Origin of the sequence: Acidovorax sp. HMWF029 (assembly GCF_003060895.1) — a bacterium.
Lineage (GTDB): Bacteria > Pseudomonadota > Gammaproteobacteria > Burkholderiales > Burkholderiaceae_C > Acidovorax.
The window spans coordinates 8297-14522 of the sequence record NZ_QAIH01000172.1; the positions used below are offsets into that span (position 1 = coordinate 8297).

7 protein-coding genes are annotated in these 6226 nt (G+C 65.2%); 4 read left to right on the forward strand and 3 right to left on the reverse strand.

The window, feature by feature from the left end:
- The 3 genes from DBR12_RS12070 to DBR12_RS12080 all read right to left on the reverse strand — a co-directional run.
- On the reverse strand, positions 1–919 hold a 919-nt coding region (locus DBR12_RS12070; RefSeq protein WP_108617471.1), incomplete at its 3' end, for a bile acid:sodium symporter family protein.
- A gap of 10 nt (positions 920–929) precedes the next feature.
- Positions 930–2264, reverse strand: a complete 1335-nt coding sequence (locus tag DBR12_RS12075) for an NAD(P)/FAD-dependent oxidoreductase (protein WP_108617463.1) — start codon at positions 2262–2264, stop codon at positions 930–932.
- On the reverse strand, positions 2261–3109 hold the full coding sequence (locus DBR12_RS12080; protein ID WP_108617464.1) for an SDR family oxidoreductase: 849 nt from the start codon (positions 3107–3109) through the stop codon (positions 2261–2263). Before DBR12_RS12080 ends, DBR12_RS12075 begins: the two co-directional genes overlap by 4 nt.
- 90 nt (positions 3110–3199) lie before the next feature.
- Here DBR12_RS12080 and DBR12_RS12085 point away from each other — a divergent pair, with 90 nt between their 5' ends.
- The 4 genes from DBR12_RS12085 to DBR12_RS12100 all read left to right on the forward strand — a co-directional run bounded on the left by DBR12_RS12085 (position 3200) and on the right by DBR12_RS12100 (position 6011).
- Positions 3200–3952: an IclR family transcriptional regulator gene (locus DBR12_RS12085; protein WP_108617465.1), complete on the forward strand. Its 753-nt coding sequence runs from the start codon at positions 3200–3202 to the stop codon at positions 3950–3952.
- A 15-nt stretch (positions 3953–3967) separates the two neighbouring features.
- On the forward strand, positions 3968–4336 hold the full coding sequence (locus tag DBR12_RS12090; protein WP_108617466.1) for a hypothetical protein: 369 nt from the start codon (positions 3968–3970) through the stop codon (positions 4334–4336).
- Between the two features lie 126 nt (positions 4337–4462).
- Positions 4463–5431 (forward strand): MBL fold metallo-hydrolase, encoded by a 969-nt coding sequence (locus DBR12_RS12095; RefSeq protein WP_108617467.1) that lies wholly within the window; start codon positions 4463–4465, stop codon positions 5429–5431.
- Positions 5409–6011 carry a histidine phosphatase family protein gene (locus tag DBR12_RS12100; RefSeq protein WP_108617468.1) on the forward strand — a complete coding sequence of 201 codons (603 nt, stop codon included), beginning with the start codon at positions 5409–5411 and terminating at the stop codon, positions 6009–6011. Before DBR12_RS12095 ends, DBR12_RS12100 begins: the two co-directional genes overlap by 23 nt.
- Positions 6012–6226 lie beyond the last annotated feature (215 nt).

Below are 6226 nucleotides of genomic sequence, written 5' to 3' on the forward strand. Positions count from 1 at the left end.
TGCCGCCATCGGCGAGCGGCACGGAAGCGGGCCTGCGGCCCCACCAACCCGCCAGCGCCAGACCCGCGATGATGTCCCAGAAGCCCCAGACACCCGCCACCACCGCCATGCCGCCGAGGCCGCCAAAGAAGCTGAAGATAAGCACCAGGCCCAGCCCCGCGTTGCGGATGCCCACCTCAATGCTCACGGCGCGCCGGTCGTAGTCCGGCAGGCCGCTCAGGCGCGCGCAGGCATAGCCAGTGCCAAAGGCCAAAGCGTCATGCAGCGCCACGGCCAGCAACACCAGGCCCACGTAGTCCAAAAAGTAGCGCCAGTTTCCCGCCACGGCGCCGATGATGAAACCAATCAGGCATACAAAACTGAGGATTCGCACGGGCCTATTCACCCGCTGGGTGAAACGTGGCAACTTCTCGGCACACAGGATGCCCAGCACAAACGGAATGCCGATGATGGCCACGATGTGTCCAGCCATCTCCAGCGGGTCGAGCGCAATGCTGCGCAGCAGCGGCGCCGCCGTGGGATGCATGCCACCCCAGAACGCGAAGTTGAGCGGCATGAGCACGATGGCCAATGCGTTGGAGATGGCCGTCATCGAAACCGACAGCGCCACGTTGCCCCCGGCCCGGTGCGTGAGGATGTTGCTCACATTGCCCGGTGGGCAGCAGGCCACGAGGATCATGCCCAACGCAATGCTGGGACCCGGTTGAAGCAGCAACGTGAGCACGAACGTCACCGCAGGTAACACGATGAACTGCGCGGCAATGCCCACCGCCATGGCGCCCGGCATGCGCAGCACGCGCTTGAAGTCGGCCACGCGCGTGTCGAGCGCAATACCGAACATGAGGAAACCCAGCACCACATTGAGCACCACGAGCGATGCAGGGTTGAAGTTGAGGCGTATTTCGTCAACGGGCAGCATGGCGATCCTTTCAGGCGAGGGCAGCGGCAGCTGCCCGCACCGCGTTGCGGTAGGTGTCCTTGTGCACGTAGTACGCCATGCGTTCGAGCTTCAGGTACTTGAAGCCTCCGGACAGATCGGGCGGCGGCCCGGCTTTGGACTGGCGCAGTGCATCGGCACGCGGCGAGCCCTCGGACTGCGCCTTGAAGAAGCGGGCCACCAGCTCCGCTTGCTCGTAGCGGCCCTGCCAGCCGATGCCGCTCGCCTCGATCATGCCCATCACCGCCAGATTATCGAAACGTGGCGACAGAATGTTGAGGTACAGCTGCGGCGCCATGCCCTGCCAGTTGAGCAGGCTGTGGTCGATGAAGGGGTAGTGCAGCTTGTAGCCCGTGGCGCAAAGCACCAGGTCGTAGTCCTGTGCACGGCCGTCCTTGAAGAACACGGTATGGCCCTCAAAACGGGCGATATCGGACTTCACATGGATGTCGCCATGGCCCAGGTGGTGCAGCACCAGAGAGTTGACGACGGGATGCGACTCGTACATCTTGTAGTCGGGCTTGGGCAGGCCAAACCGCGCCGGGTCGCCGGTGAACCACTGCAGCACCACGCTGTCGATCTTCTGCTTGATCCAGGGCGGCATCTTGAACTTGCCCCCCAGCGTGTCGGCGGGCTGGCCGAACACGTATTTGGGCACGAAGTAGTAGCCGCGCCGCACCGACAGGTCCACGCTGCGCGCGTAATGCACCGCATCCACGGCAATGTCGCAGCCCGAGTTGCCCGCGCCCACCACCAGCACGCGTTTGCCCTTGAACAGCTCGGCGCTTTTGTAGGCGCTGGTGTGCAGCAACTCGCCGTCAAACTGGCCTTCAAAGCGCGGCATGTTGGGCTCGGCCAGCGTGCCGTTGGCTATCACCACGCCCTTGAACTCTGCGGTCTGCGCGGGTCCGCCGTGCTGGCTCCAGGTGACGCGCCACAGCGGCGCTGCGCCCTCGCCCACGGGTTCCACCTTCAAGACGCGGGTGCCAAACCAGTAGCAGGGACGCAGGCCAAAGTGCTCGGCAAAGTCCATGAAGTACTGCCGCATCTCGCGGTGGCTGGGGTAGTCGGCCACCTCGGGTCGCATGGGGAACTCGGTGAATTCGGTGGTGTGTTTGCTGGAAATGAGGTGTGCCGATTCATAGACCGTGCTGCGCGGGTTCTCGATGTTCCACAGGCCACCCACGTCGGTGTGCGCTTCAAAGCCCTGGAAGGGCACGCCCAGCTTTTGCAGGTTGCGCGCAGCCGCCAGGCCACTGGGGCCTGCGCCTATCAGGGCGATCTGGGTGCGGGTGTCTGCCACCGTGGGTGTTGTCTCCGTTGTCATGCGTTTTTGCTTTCGTTGTGTATCGGTGTCGCTGCAGGCAACGGCAGGCCCGGAATGGCCGTGGCCCCCGCCTCGCCCACGCGCGGCTTGCGCGGCTGGCCCAGCAGCAGGCGGTCGTGCAGGGCGTCGGGCAACAGGTTCAGCAAGCGGGCCAGCCAGCCGATGCGCGCGGGCAGCACGATGTGGGTACGACCTTGCGCGACGCCCGCCAGCAGGTCCCGGGCAGCGGCGTCGGGCTCCATCAGGCCCGGCATGGCAAAACGGTTGCCCGCCGTGAGCGCAGTGCGAAGGTAGCCAGGGCTCACCGTGCTGACCACAATGGATTCGCCGCGCAGCTCTGCACGCAGGCTCTCCAGGTAGCGGATGAGCCCGCCCTTGCTCGCGCAATAGGCGCCGTTGCCCGGCATGCCACGCCAGCCCGCAATGCTGGCCACACCCACCAGGGCGCCGCACCGCTTTGCGCGCATGGCTTTCACAAACGGCTGGAAGGTGGTGGCCGCGCCCAGCAGGTTGATCTCCAGCATGCGGCGCAGTACCGCGAGGTCGTCGGCTTCGGCAGTGTCAAAACCGCCTGCCACACCCGCGTTGGCAATGACGAGGTCGGGCACCGCGCCCGAGCGCGCCATCCAGTCGGCGGCCATGGCCTGCATCGCGCTGCTATCGGCCACGTCGGGCCTGTACACCGCACAGCGTTCGGGCGCCAGCGCTGCCAGCGCCTGCAGGGTGGGCGCATGCAGCCCCACCAGCGCCACGGCGGCGCCCTGGCCGATCAACTCCCTTGCCAGGGCCTGGCCCAGGCCACCACAAGCGCCTGTGAGTACCGCGTTATGAAAATTTGCCGCCATGAGCACCCCGTGAAATGTTGGTTTGCAGCTTAGCCACAATATTCAATAATCCCGAAATGTTTTACGGATTCGTCTCGAATTCCGGGATTTATGACCAACTCATCCCCCAGCCTGCGCCTGTTTGAACTGTTGGAAATCATGTGCGCCCATGGCCGCCCGTTCAGCCTGGCAGATACCATCGGGGCCACCGGCTGGCCCAAACCCAGCGTGCACCGAATGCTAGGTCAGTTGGAAAGCGGCGGCCTGCTGGCGCGGGAGCCCGATGGGCGCCGCTACACCCCCGCGCCCCGCCTGCTGCGCCTGGCCGAAAGCACGCTCAGCGCAGGCACCCAGCATGGGGTGCGCCACGCTGTGCTGCGCCAGCTGGTGGCCGACATCGGCGAGAGCTGCAACCTCACGGCACTGAGCGGCGCCGAGGTGATTTACCTGGACCGTGTGGAGTCGGCCTTTCCGCTGCGCATGGAGCTGCGGCCCGGCACCCGGGTGCCGATCCACTGCTCGGCCAGCGGCAAGCTGTTTCTGGCCCACCTGTCGGCCGCGCGCAGAGCGATCATCCTGGACGGCCTGCCGCTGACCCGCCACACAGCCACCACGCTGATCGACCGCGCCGCTCTGGAAGCCGAGCTGGAGCAGATCCTGCATCAAGGCTACGCCACCGACGCTGAGGAGTTTGTAGACGGCCTCGTATGCGTCGCCGTGCCCGTGCTGGCCGGGGGGCGGCGTCAGATCCGCAGCGCCGTAGCATTGCAGGCGCCAGCGGCCCGCATGCCGCTGGCACAGGCACTGCAGCAGGTGCCCCGCCTGAGCGAAGCCGCGCAGGCATTGGGCCGCACCTGGACATGACCTTGAATGACACAGATGAACCTGAACTACCTCGATTTTGACTATAGCGAAGACGCGGACGGCGTAGGTACGTTTGACGCCATGGCGAGCGTGCAGACCGCGCAGACTCCCGCGTTGCACGCAGAGATCAGCACCGTGCTGGCCTGGGCGCACCAGCATTGGCCCGATACCTGTGGCCCCTCGGAAGATGGGGGCATATGGCACTACGACTTGCAGGGCGTGCAGGAGGTCAGCACACCGCTGATGCTGACGTTTGATAACACCGCTGGGCAAATACGCGCGGCGGCAGGCAGCCCCACCCCACCCCGGACCACGATCACCTTGACAATCAGCGGAAATGCTGACTTTTGCGGTGCGTTGCGCGACGCCTTCGCGATCGAATAGCCCCCATAGCCCCAATTACCAGCAAAAGCCCCACGTTGCGAACAGGTTAGTGCATCGGCAAGCGGCAATCTCTCGGGCATCGCTACAGTTGCGACTCATCAGTTCAACTCAAGACCGGATAGTTTCATGCTGTCACGCCGCCACTTCCTGGGTGCAAGCCTGGCCACCACCGTTTACGCAGCGGGCTCGTTTGTCCCCGTGTGGGCCCAGAACGCGCCCAATTTCGGAACCCCCACCTTGCCCAGCCCCGGCTTTCGCCACATGAAGGTAGGCGATGTGGAGGTGATTGCGCTGAACGATGGCATCACGCGCCGCCCGCTGGGAGAGGAGTTTGTGAAGAACGCGCCGCTGACCGAGGTGCGTGCGCTGCTGGCATCGCAAGGACTGCCCACCGACTACATCGACGTGCCCTACACACCCTTTCTGGTGGTGGCAGGCGCGCGCAAGATCCTCATCGACACCGGCTTGGGCGAGTTTGGTGGCGCCACCACCGGCAAGCTGCTCGACAGTCTGCGCGCGGCGGGCGTGCAGGCAGCCGACATCGACACCGTGCTGATCAGCCACTACCACGGCGACCACATCAATGGCATCCGCAACAAGGCGGGCGAACTGATGTTCCCCAAGGCCAAGGTGATGGTGCCCGCCGCGGAACACGCGTTCTGGATGGACGACGCCCGCATGGCCGCTGCGCCCGCTGGCATGAAGGGAGCATTCGATAACGTGCGCCGCACCTTTGCCACCATGCCCGCAGACACGCTGGTGCAGTTTGCGGCCGATGTAGAAGTGGCGCCGGGCATCAAGTCTGTGGCAGCCTATGGCCACACGCCAGGCCATACGCTGTTTGAGCTGACCTCCTCGGGCCAGAAGTTCTTTTATGTGGCGGATCTGACCAACGTGCCTGCGCTGTTCGCACGCAATCCCGACTGGGCTGTGACCTTTGACATGGACGCCGAGGCTGCGCGCAAGGTGCGGCGCGATGTGTTCCAGCGCATCACCGCCAGCAATGCCATGCTGGGCGGCTTCCACTTCCCGTTCCCGGCGTTTGGCCGCATGGCGGCTTCTGGCAATGGCTATGCCTTCCAGCCTGCCGCCTGAGCCCCATGTTGCCCGCCGCGCGGTGCTGGGCGCCGGGCTGGCGTTTGCCAGCCTGCGCAGCTGGGCGGCGCAAGACGCGGATGCCGAAGCCTTGTTGCGCAAGGGCGGGGTGGTGGCCGCCTTCCGCCACGCGCTGGCCCCTGGCACGTTTGACCCACCCGGATTCCGCCTGGGCGACTGCAGCACCCAACGCAATCTGAGCGAAGAGGGCCGCGCCCAGGCACGCAGCATGGGGGCGTGGTTTCGACACCGCCAACTGCAACCGGGCAAGGTTTTATCAAGCCCCTGGTGCCGCTGTGTGGACAGTGCCACCCTTGCATTTGGCCCGCCCCAGGTCTGGGCGGCGCTCGGGTCACCCAGCGGCAGCCCGGAGACCACCAGCGCGGCCCACCTGCGCGAACTGCGTACGGCACTGGCCACAGCGTCGTCCCGGCCCGGTTTATTCGAGGTGTGGTTCACCCACATGTTTGTACTGTCCGACCTGGCAAACACCAACACCAGCTCGGGCGAAGCGCTGATCCTGCGGGCGGGCACCCACGGCAAAACCGAGGTGCTGGCACGTCTTGCGGTCCCTGCCTGACGAAGGCACTGGCTGGGCACGCCGGGTGCTGCGGGGGCAGCAGTTTGTGACGCCACGAGAGTCTGTAAAACACCTGCCAAACACCTTTCAGCGCCCGACAACCCGGCTGTGGCCTAAAATCACACTCTTTTCCACCAACTTTGAGACCTACCATGGGCAACAAGATCGTTACCGAAGCAGACCGCAAGCGCACCCCCCGCCCAACGCCCCTGCCC